Here is a 21,665-nt window from a genome sequence, read left to right on the forward strand (position 1 = left end):
TTTCCGGATGTTCTTTGAAATTCGGCTGTTTTGCGCGGCGGCGACCCTTCTTCTTTTTGTCCTGACCTTTACCTCGATTGGGAAAAAAAACATCATTTTCCTCGGTGTGGCCGCTCCGATTTTGATCGGCGGCGCGATCTCGCTGATGATCCGCTATCTGGGAGGATATGAGTCGTCCTATTATGCGGGCCTCAATCTGGTGATGCTCGCGATTACCCTTTTGTACGCATGGGATGTTCGGATCACGGCCGGAATCTGCTTCGTTATCTACGGATCGTATCTCTTGCCGATTCTTCTTAAGGACGATATCCGCCGTCCTGAGATCCTGATCAATAACAACGCCTTTCTCTTAGGGACGGCCTTTATCGCCATGACCAGCGCCTACTTCGTTTTCAGGTTGCGGTACCAGGAGTTTGAGTCGCTTTACCGATTGGAGGAATCTCGAAAGGCGCTAGAAATTTCCAAGAAGAAGCTGGAAGAGGCGGGGGTATTGAAAGGGCAATTCTTTGCCGATATCAGTCATGAGTTGAGGACGCCGCTTTCCGTGATTCGAGGCGAGGCGGAGGTCACGCTGCGTGGAAAAGAGAAGCCAGCCGATGAATACAAAAAGGTGCTCCAGTACATCGTTCTACTGACCGAGCAATTGAATCAATTGGTGGGCGACCTCCTCTTTTTGGCCCGCTCCGAATCGGGAGACATCCGAATCGAGAGACGGCCGGTCTCGCTTTCGGAAATTTTTGTCCATGTTTGCCGCGCAGGCGAAACGCTTGCTCAGAAAAAAGAGATCAAGGTTTCCTTCATCGGCCAAGATCAGGAAGTTTTAGTGGGAGGAGACGTCCAGCGACTGAAGCAGCTCTTTCTGATTTTGGTTGATAACGCCATCAAGTATACCTGTTCCGGAGGAGAGGTCCGGATTTCTCTGCGGAAGGATGGACGATTCGGCCGGGTGGAGATATCCGACAATGGGATCGGCATCCCTGCAGAGGCTCTCCCCTACATTTTCGAGCGCTTTTACAGGACGGAGAGAGCAAGGTCAATGGCCCACGGCGGGGCCGGACTGGGGTTATCGATCGCGAAGTGGATCGTCGAAGCGCACCAAAGCGCCATATCGATCTCCAGTGTCGTCGGTGTCGGGACAACGGTTGCCGTTGATCTGCCTCTGTTGGAGAAGGCGAAGGTCTAGAATGCGGGTTCTCCTTGTAGAAGATGACGAGCGGGTTGTCGGTTTTATCAAAAGAGGGCTGGAGGCCGAGCACTTCCAGGTGGAAGTGGCGCCCGACGGGCTGAAGGCGATTGAAATGGCCACGTCTATTCCTTATCAAATGATCATTCTCGACCTTGCGCTTCCTTTAAAGAACGGCGATGAGGTTTGTCGGGTTCTCCGGGAGGAGAAGGTTCAGACGCCGATCCTGATGCTGACGGCGAGAGACACGGTTCAAGAGAAAGTAGAGGGCCTGGCGATCGGCGCCGATGATTACTTGACCAAACCTTTTGCATTCGAAGAACTCTTGGCCCGGATCAAAGCCCTTCTCCGCCGCGCCGGGCCCTATCGGGAGGCAGTTTCCGAGCTGAGGGTTGCTGATCTTGTCTTAAACCAGGGGACCCACGAGGTCCGCCGAGGGGACAAAGTTATCAACCTGACGGCGAAGGAATTCGCCCTTCTGGAATATTTAATGCGCCACCCCAACCGAGTGTTGAGCCGGACCGCGATTCTCGAACAGGTCTGGGGATACCAGTATGATACCTTCACTAATTCGGTCGAAGTCTATGTCCTTTATCTGCGTAAAAAGATCGATCACGGGCATTCGAAGAAACTCATTCAAACCATTCGGGGCGTCGGTTACAAAATTTCCGACTGATTTTCCGAATTCATCGCCCCTCGCATCTTTAATTAACCCGGGTCTTATCAGCTCCTCATCTTTTTCTTATTTGGTTTTTATCTTCCTTTGATAATCTGATAGCGTTTTTTGAAATATTTTTGGAGGAATCGTTGCGGATTTTGATCATTGAAGATGACGAGCGAATTTCAGGGTTCATGAAAAGGGGCTTGGAGGCGGAAGCGCATGACGTGCGGGTCGCCCTGGACGGAGAGAGAGGAATAGACCTGATTCAAACGGCCTCTTTCGACCTGATCATTCTGGATGTCTATCTTCCCCAAAAAAACGGATTGGAAATTTGCAGATACCTAAGAAATCAAAGGATCATGCCCCCCATATTGATGATGACTGCAAAAGATTTTTCGGATCTGAAGGAGGAGGGGATGCGCGCCGGCGCGAACGATTACCTGACGAAGCCTTTTCCTTTTGAAGTTCTCTTGAAGAAGATTGACAAGCTTGTCTGCCATTGATGGATTTCGGGCAGGGAAACCCGTTTTCAGGCATGGGCCGGGCTCAGATATTGGCTTCGTTGATTTTTAAGCCTCTTTTTCGTGAGATTTGTTCACAGAGAGCGACCCGTTTTTGGTATGGGGCTTGCTTTATCTAAAATTGTTTTAACCGGAGGCAGCAATGAAGAAGTTGATGGTTTACTCCCATGATACATTCGGCCTTGGAAATATTCGGAGGATGCTTTCGATTTGCCAGCATCTGATTTCATCGACGCCCGATCTCTGTATCCTGCTCATCTCGGGATCTCCGATGATTCAGAGCTTTCGGCTTCCTCCTCGACTCGACTATGTGAAGCTGCCGTGTCTGAGCCGAACCGAGCGCGAGGGCTACTCTGTGAAAAGCCTCGGAACGGGGCTGGAGGAGATGATGGCGCTTCGGTCGGATCTGATCCTGACGGCGGCGGCGAATTTCAAGCCGGATCTTTTTCTGGTCGACAAGAAACCGTACGGAGTCAAGGGTGAATTGGAGGAAGTTTTCAAGTATCTGGAACTTCATTCTCCGGAGACGAAGAATGTGCTCCTGCTTCGGGATATCCTTGACCGGCCGGAGGCCACCATCCCGATCTGGGAGAAGAACGGCTACTACGACGCGATCCGCTCCTTTTACGACCTTGTCCTGCTGGTCGGCCTGCCGGAGATCTTCGATCCGAGAAAAGAGTACCGGTTTCCGGCTGAGATTGCGGAGAAGGTTCGGTTCTGCGGGTATATCCGGAGAGAAGCCGGGTCGAAGCGCCGGGACGAGATCAGGGAGGAGCTCGGTTTGAACGGAGAGCAGCTCGTTCTGGTAACGCCGGGAGGGGGAGAAGATGGCTATCGTCTCTTGGAGACGTATATTATGGGACTGGAGCAGATCTCCGGTGGGGATCGCCACAGAAGCCTGATCGTCTGCGGTCCGGAGATGCCGAAAGTCCAAAGGGAAAGGCTCCAGCAAAAGATGGCCCAATATCCTCATGTCGGGATGGCTGAATTCACCAATGACCTGATGAGTTACATGGACGCGGCCGATGTGGTCGTATCCATGGGGGGGTATAATACCGTCTGCGAGATCCTCTCCCTCCGGAAACGGGCGGTGGTGGTCCCCCGCGCCAAACCGGTGGAGGAGCAATGGATCCGCGCGGAGCGATTCTCCCGCCTTGGGCTCTTTAAGACGGTTCACCCTGACGATCTCACGCCGCAAACGTTGATGCGCGCCCTTCTTGACGAACTCGGCAGGGAAGCGCGTCACGCCCCGCCTCCCCCGCAAATCGATCTCAACGCGCTTCCTCGGATTACAGAATGGATCTCCATACTCCTTGCCGAATCTGAAAAGGCATCGAACCAGGTTTCGGGGGATGGAGAAGATTGGGCCGTCGATTTCTTCAAGGAGCTTCCGGATCGCCTTGAGGCGCTCCCGGCTGAAGGCCGCCTGTGACTGGCCAGCCGACCTCTTTCATGCAGTGAACGCCTCTCCTTTATCAGGGTATCCCCTTTGGGTGAATCGTGGGGCTTCTCCGTCGGCGCGTCGATGGACAGCGGGAAGACCACGACGGTGGGTTATCTCGCAAGAAGTTTGAAAGGGATCTGGAAAAAGGTGGCCTATCTCAAACTGACCGGGACTGCCTACAAAAAGGATACCGATTTTGTGAGCGGTTTTTCCGAAGTCGGTTTTCCATCGGCCTATCACTGCGAGACCGAGGAGTTGATGGACCTCTATCAGACCCTGTTTGAAAGCGTGTCAGCGGTCCGCCCCGCTGATATCATCGTGGAGATCGCTGACGGACTTTATCAGCGGGAAACCAGTTTTTTGTTGAAGAACGGACGCTTTTTCTCTACAGTATACGCTGTTCTCCTCTCATGCGGGGACAGCCTCATGCGTGATCAGCGGAGTCCAGTTTCTGACCGCGGTCGGGGCGAGGCCGGCGGTTGTCTGCAGCGTCTATCTATACGATGAGTCCGATGCTATCGAGGAGGTCAGATCGGGGTGCAATGTCTATATCCAAAATCTCTGGACGTGTGGTCGGTCCTTAAACCAAACACGTTGAGCTTCACCTCCCAATCTATGTGCGTATCAGATACGACGATCGAGAGTGGAGTCATCTGAAAAGGTCGCTCCTTTGGGAATCTCCCTGGACGCGCCGAGGGAGAAGGAAGGGGTCTATTCAGACGTGCTGGTGAAGATAACCGATGGGACCGCCCTGCCCGGCGATATCCTGGTCTATGCGAGTTCGCCGGAGGAACTGGAAGTGCAGAGAAAGAAGTTCGGGAAGAGTGGGGTCGGACGTGTGGTGATCGTTGTTGGATCGCACGGTTGGGAGGCGATGATGCCGGGGGGAAGGACGGGGCCGGTTATCGACGATTGCTGGAGGGATGGGGGGGCGCTGGACACAGGGCCGAGCGTTAAAGGCTGTCTACCACATCAAGGGGATCATAATGTCCAGCCCGACCCGGATAAAGGATGGAAGTGAAAGGACCGACCCGCTTTAAACAGCTTGTCTTGAGCCATCTCCGTCAAGTGAAGGGGTCTCTTTCGCTCGCGATCCTCTGCATGCTCGGTTTCACGTTGACCGAGGTGATGGCTCCCTGGCCGCTGAAGATCATCTTCGACCATATCCTCTTGGACAAGCCGCTTCCCTCCGCGCTCTCCTTTTTGGGAGGTCTTTTTCAAAATGGAAAATTCTTCGCCTTGATTTTTATCTCCTCTGCGATCATCCTGATTGCCCTCTTCAGGGGGATCTTCTCCTACTCAAAGCTCTACCTCACCTCCCGCATCGGCTATGAAGCGGTCTATCTTCTTCGGCGGGAGCTTTTCTCCCACCTTCAGCGGCTTTCCCTCTCCTTTCATAACCGGGCCCGGTCGGGGGAGCTCCTGACCAAGGTCACGGGGGACACCAACGCGTTGCGGGATGTTTTTGCCGAATCGGCCCTCCTTTTTGCCTCTCATCTGCTGACGGTCCTCGGGATGTTCGTGATCATGTTCGCCATGAACTGGAAGTTGAGCTTGATCGTCCTCGCGAGCTTCCCTCTCCTTTTCTACGGCCTTTTTTACCTCTATGGAGAGATTAAGGCGTCGGCGAAGCGGCAGCGGAAAAAAGAAGGAATGGTCGCCTCCCGCATCGGCGAGATCCTCACCTCCATCCCAATGATCCAGGCGTTTGGGAGGGAGCGGTACGAAGAGGCGCGGTTCGAGGCGGAGAGCGCCGAGACCCTGGAGGAGAGCATCCGGACCGCGCGGATGGGGGCCGCGGCGACGCGGGCGGTGGAGGTGATCAGCGCCGGCGGGATTTGGGTGGCGGTCCTCTTCGGATCGCTGCAGGTTCTCAAGGGAAAGATGGCCCCCGGGGATGTCTTCGTCTTCGTCTCCTATCTGACCAACATGCACAAGCCGATCCGGGATCTGGCGAAGCTGTCGACCAAGTTTTCCAAAGCGATGGTAAGCGCCGAACGGATCTCCGAGATTTTAGAGATCGAGCCGTCGATCCAGGATCGTCCCGACGCCGTCGAAGCGTCTAATCTCAAGGGCAAGATCGTTTTCGATCGGGTCTCTTTCGATTACGGGGATGGGAGGGAGATCTTGAAAGATATCTCTTTCGCCATCTCCCCCGGCGAGCGGGTCGCCCTGGTTGGGGCCTCCGGGGCGGGGAAGTCGACGATCGTCAGCCTGATCCTTCGCCTCTACGATCCGACGCGGGGGACGATCTTCATCGATGGGGTCAACACCAAGGATTATCGGCGCGAATCGCTCCGCCATGAGATCGGGATTGTTCTCCAGGAGGCCCTCCTCTTCGGGACGACCCTCCGGGAAAATATTTCATACGGGAAGCCGGATGCAACCGTCGAAGAGATTGAGGAGGCGGCGCGCCAGGCCCACGCCCACGACTTTATTATGACCTTTCCGGAGGGATACGACGCCATTGTCGGGGAGCGAGGGAGCACCCTCTCCGGAGGCCAGCGTCAGCGAATCAGCCTGGCCCGGGCGATCATCAAACGGCCTTCCATTTTGGTTCTCGATGAGCCGACCTCCGCGATCGACGCCGAATCGGCAAGGCTGATCGAGGAGGCGGTCGACCGGATGCACAAGGGAAAAACCTGCCTGGTCATCGTCCACCAGTTCTCGTCGATCAGACATTTCGATCGGATTCTGGTCCTCAAAGAGGGAGAATTGGTGGAGCAGGGGACCCATGACGCGCTTCTAAAGCGGAAAGGATACTACTATGAACTCTTTCGACTCCAGGGGCTTTAGACGATGCCCACGAACCACCCGGTCCCTCCGTTCGCTGAACACGCGCGCTCCCTTTTAGAAAAGAGAAGAACGCGCCGGATCGCCTCCTTCCTGATTGCGATGCTTCTTTTGATCGAATCTTCCCTTGTTCTAGCGGTCGATGAGGGTCGTGACGGGTCCGTTCTGACCGACTCGGTTGAAAAGAAAGAGCCTCCTCCCCTCGATACGGATGCCTCCCCCTCGTTGAGGATCCAGATTGCCCCGGACCTCTTTCTGGGGGCGAGGCTTCAATTCAGCGCTCTCAGAAGGGAAAATCGGGACCTGGCGGAGGAGATCGAGGATGATCAGACCCGCCTGGAAACGCTTATCGACCTGGCGGCCCAGGCCCTCCCGGGGGAAGGCCTGGCGCTTTTCGGAGAAGCGCGCCTGTCGCGTCGGCGCCTTTCCGGAGACGGGGAGGGGCTGATTCTTGAAGAGTCGAAGATCCGTCTCAGAAGGGCATATCTTCTCTGGAGCGGTTTTCCCATCGCCTCCGCCGACCTTCAGATCGGACGTCAGCGGTTTTCCGATTCCCGGGAATGGCTCTATGATGAAAACCTCGATGCCGTCCGAATGCGGGTCAAGGGGGATCTTCTCGATCTGGAATTGTCCGTCAGCACCAACCTTCTTGATCCGGAGGAACCGGAAGATGAGATGCGAAATTATATCCTCTACGCCACCACCCGTCCCGGACAGAAAGAGAAGGTGTCGCTCTACGGCATCGCCCGGCGGGATCGGAGCGAAGCGGGCCGTGATCCGACGTTCCTCGGTATTTCTTGGAGGGGGAGGTCGATCGAGAATCAGCGTTACTGGTTGGAGGCGGCGTTGGTCTCGGGACAAGACGGCTCTCAGGCGCTGAGGGGATACGGATTCGATCTCGGCTGGACCTCCCGCTTTGATTCGCCGATCGAGCCTTCTTTTACAATCGGCTACGCCTTCGGATCGGGGGACCCGGACCCCGATGACCGGATCGATCGGAACTTCCAGCAGACCGGCCTTCAGGATAATCAAGCGAAGTTCAACGGCGTCGTCAAATTCAACTACTACGGGGAACTGTTCGATCCGGAGTTGAGCAATATCATTATCGGGACCGCCGGCGTCGGAATTATCCCCTATTCGAAGACTTCCATCGATCTTGTCTATCATTACTACTCTCAGGTCTATGCTTATCTCGAGCGTCCCAATGTGTTCCGCGACGCCGGCGTGAAGCGAAGACCTTCCGGAAGGTCGAGGGATCTGGGTCAGGAGGTCGATCTCATCCTCGGAACCAAGGTCATTCGTAATGTTCAAATGGCGCTTTACTCGGGCATCTTCATGCCGGGAAAAGCATTTCCAGGATCAGAAAATGCGTTTTTCACGGAATTCAAAATACAGGTCTCTTTCTAAAGGGAGCCGTTCGACGACGCTTTCCGTGTCGCTGCTCTTCTGCCTGATGCTCGCCGGATGCGGAGGGATCGTCCCGGGTCCTCCTCCGACGGTCCACTCCACCCAACCGGCGGCGGGCGCCGCCGATGTGCCGCTCAACACCGCTATTGCCGTGACCTTCAGCGAAGAGATGGACCCGAATACGATCACGACCGGCACGTTCTTCCTGGACAGAGGGGCGACCGGGACGGTTTCCTACGCCGGTTTGACGGCGACCTTCACGCCGTCCGGCCCGCTGGCTCCTTCGACCACCTATACCGTCACGGTCACCACCGGGGCGAAGGATTTGGTCGGGAATTCCCTCGAAGAGAACCACCTGTGGACATTTACAACCGGAACCCTCTCCACAACCGCCCCCCCCGCGGATCTCTCTCCGCCGACGGTTATTTCTACCACCCCGGGACCCGATGAGAAAGATGTCTCCTCCAACACCGCCATTACCGTAACGTTCAGCGAAGAGATGGACCCGAATACGATCACGACCGGCACGTTCTTTCTGGACAGAGGGGCGACCGGAACGGTCTCCTACGCCGGCTTGACGGCGACCTTTACGCCGTCCGGCCCGCTGGAGTTTGACAGAAGCTACACCGCCACAGTGACCACCGGGGCGAAAGATCTGGCCGGAAATCCCCTCGAGATAAATCAGGTCTGGGGGTTCAAAACGGAAAAGCCGCCTATTCGCTAGGGGAGAATAGCGGTCCGGTGTTCCGGGGGTTCCGAAGAGGCGGTTTTCCCCCGAAGCCATTGGTTCACGGTGAGTCGGACCGCCTCCTCGAACGGCATCGGTTCAATTCGGAGAACCGCTCTCATCAAAGAAAGATCAACCGTGTGCGGCTCGGTAATGATGTTCACCCGCTCGGGGTTCAGCCCCCATTGTGGATGGACAAACGACGCGATCCCGGCGAGCGGATAGACGAACCATTTCGGGATGTGGACAAAACGGCGCCGGTTGTTTCCGAGCGCGCGGCAGAACCGCCTCGCAAATTCGTTGAAAGGGACGAGATCTTTCCCCGCGAGCGAAATTGCCAGGCCTACCGAGGCCGACGTTTCAAGGGCGGAGGCGAGGGCGGCGCAGACTTCATCGACATGGATCGGCTGGCTAGTGTAGGCCCCGTCTCCGATGATCGGAATGTACCGCGCCGATTTCCAGAGCCGCAAGGTCCTTCCCAGGTCTTTCGCTCCGTGTCCGACAATCGTATCCGGCCGTAGGATCGTCCACTCCAGGTCGGAGCGCATCACAGCTTCCTCGGCCTCGGTCTTCGATCGGGCGTAGGGGCCCTTCCCGGGAAATAAAACGCAGAGCGAGGAGACGAAAATGAAGCGTCTGATCCCATGGGCGCGGGCCGCGGCGATGAGGTTTCTTGTCCCGACAGTCGTGGCGTTGAAGCTTCCCGCCGCGTAGGCCCGATTGGGCGTCGCCCCCCCGATATGGAGAACGGCGTCACAGCCCGTTGTCGCCGAGAGCAGGCTGTCGGCATCGAGGAGGTCTCCCGTTGCGATTCGAACCCTTTTTCCGGAAAGGGAGTCGCCTCTTACCAGCGCCGTGATACCGAACCGTCGGTGGTATCGGTCGATGAATCGCCCTCCGACAAATCCGGTTCCCCCGGTGAGGAAGAGACGGTTCATCGGATCGAAAGCCTCCATGCGGTGAGGAGCCTCTGGATCAGCGAATACGTTGTGAGGAGAGAGAGGAGAATGAAAAGAAGAAAAAACTGCTGAAAGGGGGTCAGGGCGATGAGGAGCGCATAGCGGGCGGCGCGAAGCGACAAGGCGTCGCTGATAGGTTGATGGAAAACGGCTTCGATATTGGATGAGATGTTGGTGGAAATCAGCGTCGTCGTGACGACATAAACCCCCAATGGAAAGGGAACCTGCATGAAGAGGGGATAGAGCGAGAGGATGACGGCATCGCTGATCTTGTCGGCGGTCCGGTCGAAGAGCTTGCCGAGCGGCGTCTCGGCGTTCGATTGTCTGGCAACGGCGCCGTCGATCAGATCGCAGAAGCCGTTCAGAGCGATGAACCCGGTGGCGAGGAGAAAGTGCTGAATGCTGAAAGCATAAGCAATGCCGATAAGGAAAACAAGACCCAAACCCGTGACCGCGTTGGGAGAGATCCCGAAGGCGACGAAGGGTCGCGCCAGTCTCCGCTTCAGAGAAGAGATTGGGGGGATCGTGACGGTCGCGCGCGGGGATCCGAACGCTAAAGGTTTAGCGTCTCTTCGCGCCGCGTTTAATTGTCTATAGAGAGACCGTTTCGTTTCGATCATGTTCGCTCCCGTTTTTCACCATTTTTAATTTTCGATCCCTTCAATGCCCAAGGGGTCTTTTCGACGGCGCTGTTTACCGCCCCGAAGAATCGGCGCTCTTACCGGATTGTTTGGAGCAGCATCCAGAGGCCGATTAAAATAAATCCGGATCCGGCGACCGCCTTCAACACAATGGGCGAGAGGATCGAGGCAAGCTTCGCTCCGGCGATGACCGCAATGCCTGTGCTGAGGACCAAGGCCCCCGCGGCGGCGAAGAAAATCGCGGTCTTATCGGTATTCTGATCCGCCGCGTAGAGAAGCGTTGCGAGCTGTGTTTTATCCCCTAGTTCGGCCAAAAAGACGGTTATGAAAACGATCACCAGTTTCTGCACTTCCTTCTCCTCGAATACCAAAAATGACGCCATCTCAGGGCGTCATTTTTGTTTGTGTCGGATATAAACGCTTCGGTTATCTGTGGTCTTCTCTCTCCCGTTCGCGGTGCCGTTCCCGATCGGATCTCTCCCTCGACTCGGAGCGCGTTCTGGCTTCCAATCGGATCTCCTGACGACTCTCCGTCCGATCGCGGTCTCGGGATTCGATGCGCGTTTCCGATCGGCTGCGATCTTCCGATTCCCGGTGTCGTTCCCGAGTGCGCTCTTCGAAGCGATGATCCCGATGATCTTCGTCCCGGGTCAAGAGTCCCCGGTCATCGCGTCCCCGATGGGAGTGGTCTTCGCTTCGTCCGTGTCGGCCCGAATGGTCATCAACCGATCCGTCTCCCCGGCGCGTCCGCCCATCCGGATCATGGCCTGGCTGGCTGTCATCGACGCTCCCGTCGCCGCGCAGTTTGACGAGCCCCGGCGCGAACTCCCGGGCCGATCGGCTTTCCGTCTCATTCTTAAGGGTACCTGGGGCGAATTCCCTTGCGGATAGTGGCTGGGAATCGTCAATGCTTCCATCCCCGCGTTTTTTTATTCCCGGGGCGACGGAGCGGGCCGAGTTGTCGTCGATCGTTCCGTCTCCTCTCCATTTCGGATCGTCGGCCCGGTCGTCCAGCCCTGCAGAAAAAGAAGGAGCCGTTCCAAAAAGGGCGAACAGCGCCCCGGCAACCAGTATCGCTTTTCCTCTGAATCGAATCATTTTGTTTCCTCCTTGTGGATTGAATTGTGACCATGACCTGTCTTTTGCAATTGGAGTGCCGCGCGATTTCCGCTCCAGGGACGAGATGTCGGGGGCATGGACGGTTTCGGATGATGGAAAAAAAGCAGTTCCGACCTCTTCACAGCCGGATTTTCGGCAGCTTTAAAAAAAATAGGCGAGCGAAGCGGCGTAGAGTGTCTCTTTAAATTCCACTGCGGAATCGGAGGAGTTTCTCCAGAGATATTCGGAACGGGCGCGGATCAGGATCTTGGGGAAAGGCTGGTAACGCAGTCCGATGAGAAGAAGATGGTTGGTATCGCGCCGTCCGGCGTGGATCGGCTCGACATCTTCGGGGAGGTCGGTGGTGAAGACCTTTTGCCGGACGCGATACCGCAGCCGTACCATCAGCGGGGAGGCGAACCGATAACTGATCTGGACCCCCCCCGCCTGGGCCCGGTAGGAGGCATTGTCCTGTCGGACGGCTTCTCCATCGATCGGCACGGCGCCCCCCTTTGCCGATCCGGCTTCGACAGCATAATCGATCGATAAACGCCAGGAGAGAGCCGGTCGGAAGGTCTGTGGAAGGCCGAGTCTGACGAGGTCGGTGTCCTTCGCGTCGAAGTCGGCGTTGTAATCGAGGCGGTTATAGGTGACGGAGAGGCCGGTGTTCCACCAGGAAGTGAGATCGCGGTCAATCTGCGCGGTGAATCCAGCCGATCTTAATTCGATGGTCGGGAGGGTCGGGTCCTCTTTGTCAAGGGAGGCCGGCGGCGAGAATTGCAGGAAAAGACTCCCATAGTATTTTTCTCCAAATGGGCGCTCCCCGCCGACTTCGAAGAACGAGTAATTGAGCTCCTGGATTTGGAGATACCGATTCAGGACGGCCGCCCCGCTCCATCGGGTCTTCCGCGGCCGGTAGGCTAAAGAGAAAGCCGACTCCCAGATCAGATCCGATTCAATTTTGCTCTTCGCCTGAAACACGTTGCTGTCGTAGATGAGGCCGGTCTCTATTTCTCCCGTCCATGCGTGTTTTTTCTTCTCTGTCTCTTTGGAGGTGGAGCCTTCTTCAGCAAGCGCGGGGACTGCCAGAAGGATCAGACTGAGCGCCGCCGCGAGTCCGAATGAGCGGCCCCTTCTTCCTTGCCCCGGCCGGTGGGGAAAGGACCGTTTGAAAGATCCGGCGGGATTCTCTTCGTCGGGAAATTGTTTGAACCGTTCTTTCGCCGTCACCCTGAGACCCCCATTCTCCTTATCCTCCGTCCCGGTATCGGTTCCGGCCATTGGGCCGCCAGCCTTAATGTTTCGGTCTCTTTCTTCGATCTTCGCCACGGTATTTTCTCCATCCGAATTTTCTGGTTACGCAATTGCTATGCCATGCGAGGGGAATCTTCAACGATCAGTTGGTCGCTTTTGGGGTCAATCATACTTTCGCGGGCATCTTCATCTGTTTTCGATAGGATTTTTCTTTCCTTTGAACCGGGCGTTTGGGGGATTTGCCCCATGACTGGGGCAAATCCCCCAAATAGAGGTAGGGGGTGCAAGGTTCAGGCGACCCGGCGATGAGGAAATCGTCTATTTTCATTTAATCATAAGGTGGGGAAAGCGGGTGAGGACTGCCGGATTTTCGGCACCGTTGCCGGGAATCCGTTAATCACGAGCGCTTCGCTAAGCGAAGGGATCCGCGTGTTTTAAAGCGGATCGAGCCATCGCCTGTATTTTTCTTGTTATCCGTCGGATTGGCATCTCTCTCCTGGTATTGTGGCCGATCCCAGCAGGTCATACAGCTATGTTTCTAAGGTCGGCATGCTGTTTGCTTTCTGAAGTCCGGCAGTGGGAAGGTATCCACGCGAAGTTATCGTCCCTCCATTGAGATTGGGAGAAATCTTTCCTGATCATCGACGGTAAAAGGGATTCGATTTTACTTAAAATAAGGAGCCATACAATGAAAATCGCATTGAAGTTTTTTGGTGTCGCTATGATCGGGCTCGCCGTCGCCGCCTGCGGCGGTGGAGGGAGTGACGACGGCGGATCTGACGCGATCGCGCCGACATTGGGGATCACGTCGGTTCAGAAGGTGGGGGCGACGGCAATACCGAATGGGAATGTGTCGTCGAAACCCGTTTTTGCGTCGAATTTCCTGAGAAAGGGATGGAGCCTAGCCCCCCGGCAGGCCTTTGCTCAGCCGGCTTCTTGCCTTTCGGACGCCCCGACCTCTTTTGATGTCTCCGGCGGCAAGATCTGGGTAAAACAGGCATACGCCATTCTAGATGAAGTCGAATTCAACCGGGAGCCGTCGACGACGCCGAGCCCGGAGTTTGGCCCCTTCGCGCTTGATCTGACGAACAGTGACGACACCGTCGGGGAGGCGATCACGGTTGACGTTCCCGAGGGGAACTATAGCGGCGTCAAGTATCGGATCAAACGGGTCGACGATACTAATGACGATGGAACGCCGATGGTTATCCTGAACGTGACCGATTCGGCTGCCTTCAAGAATCTCATTATGAATACTGATGTCAAGCGCCGGCCGAGCGTCTGGATCGAGGGGGTGATCGGCGTCGGATCAGAGGCCGCGGGATTCTCTTCTTGTAAAGATTTCACTTTCGTCACCGATCACCGCTGGGAGGTGACCGTTCCCTTTCAGAGTTCGTCCGCCGGATCGACGGCGCTTGACGCCGTTCTTCTCTTCGATCTGTCGGGAGCATTCAACGCGGCACTGGCCGGATCGAGCGCGGAGGCCCTGTCGGCAGAGGTGGGACAGTGCTCCTCTGAGGTCGTCGATCGGGGCGAGTGCATGGGACCGGTGTATCTAGACGGTCGGACCAAGGATGAGCGTCACGGAACGCCTCTTGCTAAAGTCATTACCGGCGAGTTTCCCAAGCATACGGATGTCTTCGTGCAGTCCGTCACCGCCGCGAGGGGCTTTGACGACAATCCATCTATCTCCGACATGGTGGACAGCACCGCTCCCGCGGGAACGACCGTCATCGACGACAGCGCCGTGCGGGTGAGCGGCGACGACAACCCGTCTGTTTCGGACCTTGCCGAGACACCCGGGTAAATCAACCTGTCACAGCCGGGCGGCGGGGAATCCCCCGCCGCCCGGACCGGCAAACCGCCTTTAAGATTTTTCATTCAGAGGCTAGCGCTTTCCTCTCCCAACAGCCCAAGCCCAAGAGAATAGACTCCTTTCAACAGTACCGGTGTACGACTCGTCATTGAGGGTGAGAAGACAATGAAAAAACTGATGGTTTACTCGCACGACACCTTTGGCCTGGGGAACATCCGTCGAATGCTCTCGATCTGCAAATATCTGATCGACTCCATCCCCGATCTCTCGATCCTGATTGTTTCCGGCTCTCCGATGGTTCATACGTTCCGGATTCCGCAGCGGCTCGACTACATCAAACTTCCCTGTCTTCGCAGGACCGATCGGGAAGGTTATTCGGTCAAGTACCTCGGCACCGACATCGGGGAGACGATGCGGCTCCGATCCGAGCTGATTCTTTCCGCGGTTTCCCACTTCAGGCCTGACCTTTTCCTGGTTGACAAGAAGCCGTACGGGGTGAAGAAAGAATTGAAAGGGGTGCTGAATTATCTGAGGATACATCTCCCGGAGACCAAACTGGTCCTCCTGCTCCGGGATATTCTCGACAGCCCGGAGGCAACCATCCAGACGTGGAAACAGAATCGATACCAAGAGGCGGTCCGTCTCTTTTACGACCGCGTCTTCGTGGTCGGCTCGCCCGAGGTCTTCGATCTCAGAAAGGAGTATCGGCTGTCGCCCTCCGTCTCCGAGAAGGTGCGGTTTTGCGGCTATATCCGGCGGGAGGTCGGCCTCAAAGGGGGGGATGCCGTCCGGAAGGAGATCCAATTGAGGGATGAGAAGCTGGTCCTGGTGACCCCGGGAGGAGGGGAGGATGGATACCGCCTAGTGAAGACCTATCTCTCCGGCCTGGAGCATCTCCCGGCCGGCCTGAAAATCCGCAGTCTGATCGTCTGCGGGCCGGAGATGCCGGAAGCGCAGAGAAAAGAGCTTTTCCAAGCGGCGGCCGGACGGCCGTCGGTGCAGATCACCGAGTTCACTGACGATTTGATGAGCTACATGGAGGCGGCTGATGTCGTCCTTTCCATGGCCGGATACAATACGGTCTGCGAGATCCTGTCCCAGAAGAAGCGGGCGATCGTGGTCCCCCGGGTTCACCCGGTGAAGGAGCAGCTCCTCCGGGCGGAGCGGATGGCCCGGCTCGGACTCCTCCGGATGGTTCATCCCGATCGCCTCACTCCGCAATCGCTGGCCGGCGCGCTTCTGGAGGAACTCGGCCCACAGAAAGCCGGGTCTCCCTCCCCATCCCCTTTGGAACTGGAAGCGCTTTCCCGGATTCGGGATGGGGTCTTGCGGTTTTTATCCCCCTCCGAGTCGGCGGAAAATGGAGATGGGACCGTGTCCCGGTTGGATCGTCCGGGTCCCGCGCCATTGCGTGATTATGTTCGGCCGCTTCCCGTCAGCAGGTCAGGTGAAGGATGAGGAAAGATCCCCCTTTCAAAGTCTGTTATCTCTTGAAGCGCTATCCGCGTCTTTCCCAGACATTCATCCTCAATGAGATGCTGGCGTTGCAACGGCAGGGGTTCGACATCACCGTCGTGGCGTTGAAGCCGTCCGGAGAAGAGATCGCGCACGAGAGGTACCGAGACCTGAAGGCGCCGGTTCACTATCTCTCCATTCTCCCAGCCGCAGCACCCGCGATCCGATCCGTTGCCGAGGAGGACGTTTCTCTTTCGGCCCAAGCGGAGCGGATCGCCTCCCTCGTCGCCCGCTTAGGAATCGATCACATTCATGCTCATTTCGCGACGTGGGCCGCCGCTGCTGCATCGCTGGCGAGCGAGTGGACCGGCATCCCTTTTAGTTTCACGGCCCATGCGAGGGATATCTACCATCAGAGCGTCGACGGAAAAGCCCTCGGTCGGATGATCGGAAAAGCCCGCTTCGTCGTCACCGTGAGCGAATTCAACAAGCGGTATCTCGAAGGGCTGATTTCACCGCGGGAAGGGCGCGTCGTCCGTCTCTACAACGGCGTTGATCTGCAACAGCTGCGGCCGACGGATCAGGAAAAAGCTCCCGAGCTGATCGTCGGCGTCGGACGGCTGGTAAAAAAGAAAGGGTTTCATGTGTTGATCGACGCCTGCAGAATTTTGAAAGAGAAGGGCCAGCCGTTCCGGTGCATCCTGATTGGAGAAGGGGAAGAGCGGGTTGACTTGGAGAAGCGTATCGAGATGTATTCTCTCGAAAAGGATCTGTTCCTGTTGGGCGCCCGGACCCAAAACGAGGTCATCGAATGGGTGCGAAGGGCGTCGGTCTTCGTCTTGCCGTGCATCGTCAGCGAGGATGGCGATCGCGATGGGCTCCCGACCGTTCTTCCCGAAGCGATGGCTCTCGGGACGCCGGTCGTTTCAACCCCCGTTTCCGGCATCCCTGAAATCGTCCGGCACGGGGAGACGGGGCTCCTCGTCGGCGAGAAGGACCCGCAGGCGCTTGCCGATGCAATCGAGGACCTCCTTGCGTCGCGGGAATTGCGAACCCGTTTGACGGCCGCCGCCCTGCTAACGGTTCGGAAGGATTTTTCCCTTTCGGAGAATGTGGAACGGCTCAAGGAGTTGTTTCTCATGGGAGGAGGAGAGGAATGAGTCTGTCTGTCGGGAAGGCAACTGCGGGGCCCCCTGTCTGGCTGCGGAAGCGGTCTTTTGAGGAAATGAAACGCACTCTCGCCCAAGGAGAACTCCTGCATTCCCTTCAGGGGCTTTTTCAAGAAAGTGGGGAGACTCTCACCGGAATTTCCCTGGCCGAGGAGAAATATGAAGAGGAGTGCATTTTCCTGGTGTTGCTCCTTGAATTTAAGGGGCCCGGCTGCCGGATCGTCTGCCCGAGAGAGTGGGTTTTTCAATATCTCCTCGACGATGATCTCTTCGGCGCAGGCCCGATCCGCTTCTGGTCTTACCCCGAAGATCCGGAACTCCCGATCCTGGCAAGACTTCATTCCTCTCCAGGTTTTTTTCAGGAGACGGCCTGGGAGAGTTGCGCTGGAGAGGTTTTTCCCGAAGACGGCGATTTCTGCATGCAGCGGCTCCTCTACAACCCGGGGCGGAGGGCGACCTTTCTCGTCGTTTCAGAGAAGACGGGAAGAAAGTTTATCCTGAAAGCCGTCCGGCCGAAGGAGTGGAGGGTCTCCCTGGAGAAGCTGGAATGGATGGACCGCGCCGGACTTCACAAGACAATCCTCTTTCCCCGCATCGTCGCATATTCCTCCCGCGATTATCTCTTCCTCTACGACTACCTTCCCGGTGTTAGGATCGATCGGCTGGGGCCGGAGCGTCGTGAAGAATTAAAGACCGGCATTTATGAAGAGGTCATCATGCTGTTGACTGAGCTTCATCAGACAACACTCCCCGGCTTGCCCCGATGGAGCCCGCACCGGGAAATCGGTGCGCTCTCCGCTCTCACGGACCTTCTTGAAATCCGCGCCCCCGGCGTGGCCGCCGTTGTTCAACCGATGGTCGAAGAGATCGCCGATGATTTGATCCAGAGGAATCAGACCAACACGCAGCCGATTCATCACTCCTTTTCCGCCAAACACCTTCTCTATTATCCCGACAGGGGGAGGGATCGGCGACTGGCCGTCCTCGACTGGGACAGCGCCGTCTTGGGACCGCAAGAGAAGGATCTCGCGTCGTTCCTGGCCAGCTTCTCGGAAGGGGAAGAAGAGGCCCTCTTCTTTATCGCGCAGTACCGCCGCAAGAAGGGCTCCGAACTGGATCTGAAGTTGATTCACCGGTTCATTCAAGTCAGACGCCTGATAAAGATTTGCCGCAAGGTCTTGAGGGGAGACTCCTCGGATGAGAGAAATGCAAAAGCTCTGAGGGAGCTTGACCTACTCGCAAATGAAAAACCGAGGCTCGGACCGTGATGGAATCGCAATGCGTCTTCATCGACAAAATCGATTGCATGCCGCCGGATGTTTTCCTGCGTCATTTCCTGACGCGGCGGAATGTGGCCTGTCCCGATCCGCCGAAGGCGACGGAGGCGCAGTTGGAGAACGCCAAAAAGATCGTCCAGAACCGCTTCGACTTAATCGGCGAGGAGGTCACCCTTCGGGACGGATTCTCGTGGAAGGAGAGTCCGAGCCACGATAAGGAGTGGCAGATCGCGCAACATAAGTTTTATTTCGCGGTTGACCTCATTCAAGCCTATCGGCACGATCGGGACCCGGTCTACCTGAAGAAGTGGATCTCTCTGATCGATTCCTGGTTGGAGGAGATGGGGTCGGGATACATTGCCGCCAGCGACGCCCAGGTGGAGGCGAAACGGATCGAACACTGGGTGAACTCGTTTCTGCTGTTGCGGGGACTCCCCTGCGAGCCGTTTCTGACGGCGGGCTTTCTGCGAAGGTGGCTCGCGCGGATTGCCGAGGAGACGCGCTACATTTCCACACATCTGAAGCCGGTCCGCAACCACCGAACCTTTCAATTGTATTCCGTGTTCCTGGTCGGTGTCGTCTTTCCGGAGTTTCGCCTTCATTCCGATTTTCTTGAGACGGGGGGGAAGAAGCTGACCGAAAATCTGCTGACCGACTTCCTTGGAGACGGCGTTCATGTAGAACTCTCGACGCACTACCATCAGTTGGTCCTGGAGACCGCCCTCTCGTTCATAGAGTGGGCGCGATTGAACTGCTTCCCTCTCGACGATCTCCTTCTGGATCGGCTGCATCGGGCCCTCGCGTTCAGCATGTACATGCAATGGCCGAACGGCGACATCCCTCTGATCAACGACTCCGACAATGGAGATCATCTTGAACTGCTAAGAAGGGGAGGACGGCTCTTTCACAACGACCGTCTTCTTTGGGCAGGCACGCTCGGGCGTGAAGGGATCCCCCCTGAATCGCCTTCCCGGCATTTCAGCCGATCAGGATATTTTGTTTTCTCGGACGGTTGGGGAGAAGATCCTGCGACTTACGCGCGCCGTCAGCATGTCTTTTACGATTGCGCGTTGTTGGGGGAGGGAAGCCACAGCCATTACGATCTCTTCAGCTTCTGCTACTACGTGAACGGGGAGCCGGCGATCATCGACCCGGGCCGGTATACCTACTCGTCCGACCCCGACCCGGAGGGAATCGATTGGCGCGGAAGATTCAAGAGCACCGCCTTCCATAATACCGTCTCAATCGATGGAAAGGATCAGACCCGCTATCTCTCCCGGACCAAACATGGGCCGGAGGTGGAGATCGCGGAGAAGGCCTTCTCCATTGGAATGGAATCGGACTGGGTGTCGGCCCAGGCGCGAAGCGCGGAGTATTCCCCCCGGCATACAAGACTGTTTATTTACATGTGCCGGGAATATCTCTTTGTCCATGACGATGTTGAAATCGAGGATGGGGTTCCACACAACTGTGCGCTCTCCTTCCATTTATCCGAGAAGTGGGACGGCCTGGTCTATTCCGAGGCGAGTGAAACGGAATGGGTCGTCCGAACCCCGCTGTTGCAGGTGCGGTCGCACCGGGCGCCGGATGCGGCGCTGTCGATCGAATCGGGATGGGTTTCCCGTCAATACGGCGTCAAAAGGAGGGCCCCGGTGATCCGGATCACCCGGACTGCGGCGCAGTCGCTCTCTTTTACGACCGTGCTGGCGCCGACCGCCTCTCCGTCACCTCTCATCTCCGCGATGAATCAGGCAGCGTCCCCTGCGGAAAAGGGTTGTCTCTTTCGTGTGGACGGAATGAAAGGAGGTGAGCCCTTTCATGATTGGTATCTCTTCCCGGATAAAAGAACGGCGTATTTGCAAACCGATCGACTCGTTTTCCGAGGCGGCTTCTTGGCCTTTCGACAGAACCGCAGTGGAAAGATAGTGCATCTCCTGGCCCACGGAGCTGAGTCGATCCAGATCGAAGGAGTTCCTCATTGGCGGAGCGAAACACCGAAGGAGGTCGAGTGGTCGTTCGGCCGGTCGACTTCTTCCCCTTTATAGAATCGGGACATCCTTTCTATCCCTTCCTCCGGCGGTTTGAAGCGCCTTTAAACGAGGAGGGACTCTTCGACCTGCTTCAAAAGAAGCGGGAGAGAGGGGAGAAGGTTGTGGTCCATGCGGAAATAAAAGGGAAGCGGCGACTGGACGGTGGATGGACATTGGACCGATTTTACTGGTCGCTGCAATCATGGGATCAAACCGGCACGATCGATTTTCGAGCCCGCATGCTTCACTACGCGGCCAAGACCGATCGGATGGAGTTTTGCGACTTCCCGATGGACCCATATTTGAACTCGCTCTCCTCCCTGTTTGGCGGAATGGATCGCAGTGCTCACCGTGTCGATATTCTTCGGTATGTCCCTCTTCGGAGGCTGACGTTTCGACTCGTCCCCCTGTCGGGGAACGGGTCCTCCGCCATTGGGAAGTTCAAACGGCGGTCGCGGCTGCGGGAGGCGTATGATCGGCTGGCAGCCGTTTATCTAGCGGTCGCCCGTTCGAGTGCGCCCTTCTCCGTGGCTGCGCCGCGGGGGATCGACGAAGATCGCTCCCTTTTCTTTCAGAAGGAAGTGCCGGGTCGCGACCTGGCTTCTCAGCTCGATTCCGGAAACTTCCGGGAATCGCTGGAAGGGCTCGGCGGTCTGCATCGGGATCTCCATCGACTTCGGGCGGTGGAGGTTCCTGTATGGGATTTAAACGCGTTTATCCAACAGCTTCGCGACGACATCGACTGGATCGCTTTTTTCCAGTCGGCGCTCGAGCTGTTCCTCAGGGAAACCCTGGCCCTCCTGTTGCGAAATGTACCCAAGGTCGATCCGGCGGCGTACACCTTCTGCCACGGCGACTTTGTCTGCTCCCAGGTATTAAGAGAAGGCGACCGCTGGTCGCTGATCGATTTCGACCTCTGCAAAAAAGGGGATCCGTACCTGGAGCTCGCGATGCTGACGGCGTCTTTGAAGTATGATGTCCCTCTGTTTGAAGAGCGGATCATCGGCGCAAACGGGGGGAAGGCGGATTTGCTCGAAGACGGCGTTGCTGCCTATTTAGACGGATATCAGAAGCGTGCGGGGGAAACCCTTTGTCGACAGAGACTGATCTGGTGTCGGGTCTGTGCTGAAATCTATTACCTTGCGCTGATGTTCAAGAAAAATCGATTTCATCCGGCGATGCTCCGATACGCAGTCGAACAACTTCACGCGTTGAGACAACAAATATGAG

At 56.7% G+C, this 21,665-nt stretch carries 20 protein-coding genes; 15 read left to right on the forward strand and 5 right to left on the reverse strand.

What is annotated here, in order from left to right; genetic code table 11:
• The first annotated feature begins 7 nt into the window (after positions 1–7).
• The 9 genes from MNODULE_RS23875 (at position 8) to MNODULE_RS23915 (ending at position 8,733) form a co-directional block, all read left to right on the forward strand.
• A complete protein-coding gene (locus MNODULE_RS23875) occupies positions 8–1,183 on the forward strand; it encodes a sensor histidine kinase (protein ID WP_168063710.1) in 1,176 nt (391 codons plus the stop codon).
• A 1-nt stretch (position 1,184) separates the two neighbouring features.
• On the forward strand, positions 1,185–1,859 hold the full coding sequence (locus tag MNODULE_RS23880; protein ID WP_168063711.1) for a response regulator transcription factor: 675 nt from the start codon (positions 1,185–1,187) through the stop codon (positions 1,857–1,859).
• A 131-nt stretch (positions 1,860–1,990) separates the two neighbouring features.
• Entirely contained in the window at positions 1,991–2,347 is a 357-nt protein-coding gene (locus tag MNODULE_RS23885; protein ID WP_168063712.1) for a response regulator transcription factor, read from the forward strand.
• 160 nt (positions 2,348–2,507) lie between these two features.
• The gene (locus MNODULE_RS23890; RefSeq protein WP_168063713.1) at positions 2,508–3,797 is read left to right on the forward strand and encodes a glycosyltransferase family protein; all 1,290 of its coding nucleotides are present in this window, start codon (positions 2,508–2,510) and stop codon (positions 3,795–3,797) included.
• A gap of 93 nt (positions 3,798–3,890) precedes the next feature.
• Positions 3,891–4,316 carry a hypothetical protein gene (locus tag MNODULE_RS23895; protein ID WP_168063714.1) on the forward strand — a complete coding sequence of 142 codons (426 nt, stop codon included), beginning with the start codon at positions 3,891–3,893 and terminating at the stop codon, positions 4,314–4,316.
• Between the two features lie 136 nt (positions 4,317–4,452).
• On the forward strand, positions 4,453–4,830 hold the full coding sequence (locus tag MNODULE_RS23900) for a hypothetical protein (RefSeq protein ID WP_168063715.1): 378 nt from the start codon (positions 4,453–4,455) through the stop codon (positions 4,828–4,830).
• On the forward strand, positions 4,821–6,605 hold the full coding sequence (locus MNODULE_RS23905; protein ID WP_168063716.1) for an ABC transporter ATP-binding protein: 1,785 nt from the start codon (positions 4,821–4,823) through the stop codon (positions 6,603–6,605). The genes MNODULE_RS23900 and MNODULE_RS23905 overlap by 10 nt, the downstream gene beginning before the upstream one ends.
• Positions 6,606–6,608: 3 nt before the next feature.
• Positions 6,609–8,009 (forward strand): alginate export family protein, encoded by a 1,401-nt coding sequence (locus MNODULE_RS23910; protein WP_168063717.1) that lies wholly within the window; start codon positions 6,609–6,611, stop codon positions 8,007–8,009.
• On the forward strand, positions 7,969–8,733 hold the full coding sequence (locus MNODULE_RS23915; protein WP_168063718.1) for an Ig-like domain-containing domain: 765 nt from the start codon (positions 7,969–7,971) through the stop codon (positions 8,731–8,733). Before MNODULE_RS23910 ends, MNODULE_RS23915 begins: the two co-directional genes overlap by 41 nt.
• Here MNODULE_RS23915 and MNODULE_RS23920 read toward each other — a convergent pair.
• From MNODULE_RS23920 to MNODULE_RS23940, 5 genes are all read right to left on the reverse strand, one after another.
• Positions 8,730–9,674, reverse strand: a complete 945-nt coding sequence (locus MNODULE_RS23920) for an NAD-dependent epimerase/dehydratase family protein (RefSeq protein WP_168063719.1) — start codon at positions 9,672–9,674, stop codon at positions 8,730–8,732. The genes MNODULE_RS23915 and MNODULE_RS23920 overlap by 4 nt on opposite strands.
• Positions 9,671–10,315, reverse strand: coding sequence for a CDP-alcohol phosphatidyltransferase family protein (locus MNODULE_RS23925; RefSeq protein ID WP_168063720.1), 645 nt, complete (start codon positions 10,313–10,315; stop codon positions 9,671–9,673). Before MNODULE_RS23925 ends, MNODULE_RS23920 begins: the two co-directional genes overlap by 4 nt.
• A 98-nt stretch (positions 10,316–10,413) precedes the next feature.
• A complete protein-coding gene (locus tag MNODULE_RS23930; protein WP_202882340.1) occupies positions 10,414–10,686 on the reverse strand; it encodes a TMEM165/GDT1 family protein in 273 nt (90 codons plus the stop codon).
• 76 nt (positions 10,687–10,762) lie between these two features.
• The gene (locus tag MNODULE_RS23935; RefSeq protein ID WP_168063722.1) at positions 10,763–11,434 is read right to left on the reverse strand and encodes a hypothetical protein; all 672 of its coding nucleotides are present in this window, start codon (positions 11,432–11,434) and stop codon (positions 10,763–10,765) included.
• 162 nt (positions 11,435–11,596) lie between these two features.
• Positions 11,597–12,763: an MtrB/PioB family outer membrane beta-barrel protein gene (locus tag MNODULE_RS23940; protein WP_168063723.1), complete on the reverse strand. Its 1,167-nt coding sequence runs from the start codon at positions 12,761–12,763 to the stop codon at positions 11,597–11,599.
• 613 nt (positions 12,764–13,376) lie between these two features.
• Here MNODULE_RS23940 and MNODULE_RS23945 point away from each other — a divergent pair.
• From MNODULE_RS23945 to MNODULE_RS23970, 6 genes are all read left to right on the forward strand, one after another.
• On the forward strand, positions 13,377–14,495 hold the full coding sequence (locus MNODULE_RS23945) for an ATP-binding protein (RefSeq protein WP_168063724.1): 1,119 nt from the start codon (positions 13,377–13,379) through the stop codon (positions 14,493–14,495).
• Positions 14,496–14,669: 174 nt separating this feature from the next.
• Positions 14,670–15,962: a glycosyltransferase family protein gene (locus MNODULE_RS23950; RefSeq protein WP_202882341.1), complete on the forward strand. Its 1,293-nt coding sequence runs from the start codon at positions 14,670–14,672 to the stop codon at positions 15,960–15,962.
• On the forward strand, positions 15,959–17,119 hold the full coding sequence (locus MNODULE_RS23955) for a glycosyltransferase family 4 protein (protein WP_168063725.1): 1,161 nt from the start codon (positions 15,959–15,961) through the stop codon (positions 17,117–17,119). The genes MNODULE_RS23950 and MNODULE_RS23955 overlap by 4 nt, the downstream gene beginning before the upstream one ends.
• Positions 17,116–18,396: a phosphotransferase family protein gene (locus MNODULE_RS23960; protein WP_168063726.1), complete on the forward strand. Its 1,281-nt coding sequence runs from the start codon at positions 17,116–17,118 to the stop codon at positions 18,394–18,396. Before MNODULE_RS23955 ends, MNODULE_RS23960 begins: the two co-directional genes overlap by 4 nt.
• On the forward strand, positions 18,396–20,450 hold the full coding sequence (locus tag MNODULE_RS23965; RefSeq protein WP_238339736.1) for an alginate lyase family protein: 2,055 nt from the start codon (positions 18,396–18,398) through the stop codon (positions 20,448–20,450). The genes MNODULE_RS23960 and MNODULE_RS23965 overlap by 1 nt, the downstream gene beginning before the upstream one ends.
• The gene (locus tag MNODULE_RS23970; RefSeq protein ID WP_320412510.1) at positions 20,414–21,664 is read left to right on the forward strand and encodes an aminoglycoside phosphotransferase family protein; all 1,251 of its coding nucleotides are present in this window, start codon (positions 20,414–20,416) and stop codon (positions 21,662–21,664) included. Before MNODULE_RS23965 ends, MNODULE_RS23970 begins: the two co-directional genes overlap by 37 nt.
• The last annotated feature ends 1 nt before the right edge of the window (position 21,665 follow it).

Source organism: Candidatus Manganitrophus noduliformans (assembly GCF_012184425.1).
Taxonomy (GTDB): domain Bacteria; phylum Nitrospirota; class Nitrospiria; order SBBL01; family Manganitrophaceae; genus Manganitrophus; species Manganitrophus noduliformans.